This is a genomic window from Actinokineospora sp. (assembly GCF_052390155.1).
GTDB lineage: Bacteria > Actinomycetota > Actinomycetes > Mycobacteriales > Pseudonocardiaceae > Actinokineospora.
Map to the genome: position 1 here is coordinate 1 of NZ_JBQTHF010000083.1, position 4,170 is coordinate 4,170.

Annotated in this window: 2 protein-coding genes; both read left to right on the forward strand. The window is 73.5% G+C overall.

The window, feature by feature from the left end:
- The first annotated feature begins 149 nt into the window (after window positions 1-149).
- Complete coding sequence (locus ACT4N7_RS25565; RefSeq protein WP_444831397.1) at window positions 150-3,944, forward strand: SDR family NAD(P)-dependent oxidoreductase; 3,795 nt, start codon at window positions 150-152, stop codon at window positions 3,942-3,944.
- Window positions 3,941-4,170, forward strand: a 230-nt coding sequence (locus ACT4N7_RS25570; protein WP_444831398.1) for a beta-ketoacyl synthase N-terminal-like domain-containing protein, incomplete at its 3' end; no start/stop codon positions are given. The genes ACT4N7_RS25565 and ACT4N7_RS25570, both read left to right, overlap by 4 nt.

The following is a 4,170-nucleotide window of genomic DNA, read 5'->3' on the forward strand; positions in this document are numbered from 1 at the left end:
TTGCCGATGTTGCGGGTACGGCGGCGTTGCGGCGTACGCATTTCGACTATCGGGCGGGTGTGGTCGCCGCCACGACCGCTGAGGCAGCGGACCGGCTGCGCGCACTCGCCCAGAGCGGCCCGGTCGCACGCGCCGGTCGACGCGGTCGCGTGGCATTCGTCTTCCCCGGGCAGGGCAGCCAGTGGTTGGGCATGGGAGCGGCGCTGACGGCCGAGGAACCGGTGTTCGCCGAAGCGGTTCGCGACTGCGACCGCGCATTGCGCCCGCTGACCGGATGGTCCGTCGCCGACGTGCTCTGCGGGGACGACCCGGCCTGGCTCGACCGGGTCGACATCGTCCAGCCCGCGCTGTTCACCATGGGCGTCGCCCTCGCCGCCCTCTGGCGTTCCCGGGGCGTGCGCCCGGATGCCGTCGTCGGCCACTCCCAGGGCGAGGTCGTGGCCGCTGTGGTGGCGGGGGCGCTGACCCTCGACCAGGGCGCGCTCGTGGTTGCCGCCCGCAGTGCCGCGGTGCGCGATCGCGCCCCCGGGGGCGCGATGGCCCTGGTGGAGTGCCCGCACGAGCGCCTTGTCGACTTGGTCGACGCCGCTGGAATCCACGTCTCGATCGCCGCGGTGAACACCAAGCACTCCACAGTGGTCAGTGGCGACTCGGTCGAACTGGACAAGATCGTCGGACTGCTGGCCGACCAAGGCGTTTACCACCGCAAGGTGAATGTGGACTACGCCTCGCACAGCGCCCACATGGACGCCCTGCTGCCCGCGCTGACCGAGCGGTTCGCCGCCCTCGGGGCGCCATCGGCGGCACGGGTGCCGATCTACTCGACGCTGGCGGGAGAGAAGATCACCGGAACGGAGATGACCGGCGAGTACTGGTGCCGTAACCTGCGCGAGACCGTGCGCTTCGACTTGGCCCTCGGCCAACTGCTGGCCGACGGGCACACGACGTTCATCGAGGTCAGCCCGCACCCGATCCTGTCGATGCCGCTGATCGACGCGGCGGGGCCGGACGGTCTTGTCGTCCCCAGCCTGGCCCGCGACAGTGGCGGGTACGACCGGTTCCTGACCAACCTGACCACCCTCCACAGCCACGGCCACGAGGTCGACTGGTCCGCGTCCGTGCCCGCCGTCGACCCGCTTGCCCTGCCCACCTATCCGTTCCAGCGGCAGCGCCACTGGATCGAGGACCGGCCGCGCTCGGCCGACCACCGCACCACCGGGTTGGCCCCCGCCGCCCACCCGTGGCTCGGCGGGACCACCACGCTCGCCGGGGGCAGCGGTCACCTACTCACCGGCCGCATCGCGCTGCGGGACCACCCGTGGCTGGCTGACCACACCGTGTTCGGCCAGGTCGTCGTGCCCGGCGCGGGCCTGCTCGACCTGGCCATGGCCGCCGCCGACACCGTCCGTGCGGACGGGATCGCCGGGCTCACCATCGCCCAGCCCGTCGTGCTCGCCAACGACACCCCGCTGCGGCTCCAGATTCGGATCGACGGGACCGGGATCGAGATCCACACCCAGCCGGAGGCCACCACCGACCCCGACACCTGGACCCTGCACGCCGCGGGCGAACTCGGCTGCCCGCCCTCGGCCGATCCGCTCGACCTCACCGTGTGGCCGCCACCCGGCGCCGACCCGGTCGCGGTGGCGGACCTCCACCAGCGCTTCGCCGACCAGGGCATCCGCTACGGCCCGGCGTTCCAGGGCCTGACCGCGCTCTGGCGCGCAGGCGCCACCGCCTACGCCGAGGTCGAGCTGCCTGCCGGGCTCGACGCCGCCGCGCATGGGCTGCACCCGGCGCTGCTCGACGCCGCACTGCAGGCGATCCGGGCGATCGAGGGCGACGGGCTGCCCGAGGGAGCCGTGCTGCTGCCCTTCGAGTGGAGCGGGGTGACCCTGCACGCCGCGGGCGCCACCCGGCTGCGGGTGCGCGTCGACGCCGAAGACGGCACCGCCGCGCTGCGGGTCGCCGACGCCACCGGAGCGCCGGTGGCCACGATCGAAGCCCTACACCTGCGGGTGGCGACGCCCCAGCAGATCCGCGCCGCGTCCACCGCCGACCACCTCTACCGCGTCGAGTTCCAGCCGGTCGCGGCCCGGGCCGACACCACCAGCCAGGTGATTGTCGGCGCGGACAGCCAGATCGCCGCGCGGCTCGGCACCGAGTCCGTCGCCGACGTCGAAGGGCTGCTCGCCCGACTGGCAGACGGCTCGCCCGACCGGGTCGTCATCGACGCCACCGCCGGGCGGTTTCCCGGCACGCTCGCCGAACGTGCCCGGCGGGAGACCGGGCACGCCATCGACCAGCTACGCCTGCTGCTCGCCGAGCCGCGGCTCGACCGCGCCGAACTGGCATGGGTCCTCCGCGACAGCATCGACACCGGGCACGGCACCCGCATCGACGGGCTCGCCCAGGCCCCGCTGTGGGGGGTGCTGCGCACCGCCCGCGCGGAAAACCCGGAGCGGGTCATCCGGGTGATCGACATCGACACCCCGCTGACCGCCGCGCTCGACGGCGCGCTCGGCGCGGTCGCCGAACCCGAGTTGGCCGTCCGCGGCCACCAAGTCCTGGCCGCCCGCCTGGTGCGCGCGTCCGCGGGCCCGCCGCCCGCCCGCGCCGCGACCGAGGGCACCGTGTTGGTCACCGGTGGCACCGGTGAACTCGGCCGTGCTGTCGCGGAGCACTTGGTCCTCACGCACGGCGTGCGCAGGCTGGTGCTCACATCGCGGCGCGGACTGGCCAGCCCCGGTGCGGACGAACTGGTCGGCAAGCTGATCGACGCGGGTGCCACCGCCGTGGATATCCGCGCGTGCGACATCGGCGACCGCGCCGACGCCGAGCACCTGTTGTCCACAGTGGACGACCTGGTGGCGGTGTGGCACCTGGCAGGCGCGCTCGACGACGGCGTACTCGCCGCGCAGACCGCCGAACGGGTCACCCGGGTGATGGCGCCGAAGGTGGACGGCGCGTTACACCTGCACGAGCTGACCCGCGACCGCGACCTCACCGAGTTCGTGCTGTTCTCCTCCGCGGCCGGGGTGCTCGGCAGCGCCGGGCAGGCGGGTTACGCGGCCGCGAATGCCTTCCTCGACGCGCTTGCCGTGCGCCGCCGCTCCGACGGCCTGCCCGCGACCAGCCTTTCCTGGGGCCTGTGGCAGCAGGACGGAACCGGCATGACCGCCCACCTCGGCGCCGCCGAGCTGGCCCGGCTGCGCAGGCGCGGTGTCGGCGCGCTCTCCCCGGCACAGGCACTGTCCGTATTGGACACCGCGCTGGCCGCGCCGTACCCGCACCACGTGCCCGTTCGACTGGACCTGGCCGCGCTGCAACGTGAACTGGACGAGAGCGGCGCTGCGCCACCCCCGCTGCTGCGCGGCCTGGTTCGCGCCGCGCGGCGGCGCGCGGGCAGCGCGGTGTCGGCGGGCGCGCTGCGCGAGCGGCTCACCGGGATGGCCGCCGACCAGCGGCTCGCCCACCTGGTCGAGCTGGTCCGCGGCGAGGCGGCGACGGTGCTGGGCATCCCGGCCGATCCCGGCGTCGCCCCGGCCGAGGTGTTCAAAGACCTCGGCCTCGACTCGCTGATGGCGGTGGAGCTGCGCCGCAGGGTCGCGGCGGCGGCCGATGTCGCGCTGCCCGCCACGCTTGCCTTCGACCACCCGACGTCGAAGGCGATCGCGAGCCTCGTACTGACCAAGCTCGCGCTCGGTGACCCGGCCGAACCGGCGGTGCGGATCACTCGGTCCGACATCGACGGACTGGTCGACCTGCTGCGAAGCGCCAGTCCAGCCGACCTTGCCGCGCCGGGCCTCGCCGCCCGCCTGCACGAACTGGCCGACGGCTTGTCCAAGACCGTCACCACCCGGAAACCGGACGAGGACGTGGCGATCGACAGCCGGGCCGACCTGCTTCGGTTCCTCGACACCAAACTTGGAGCAACCGCATGACCATGTCCGAGATCGAGCAGCTCGAAACCTACCTGCGGCGGGCCACCACCGCGCTGATGGAGGCAGAACAGGACCTCACGGCCGAGCGCGCGGCGCGGACCGAGCCGATTGCGGTGGTGTCGATGGCGTGTCGTTTGCCGGGGGGTGTGGATACGCCGGAGGGGTATTGGGAGTTGTTGTCGGGTGGTGGTGATGCGATTGGGGAGTTTCCGGTGCGGTGGGCGGG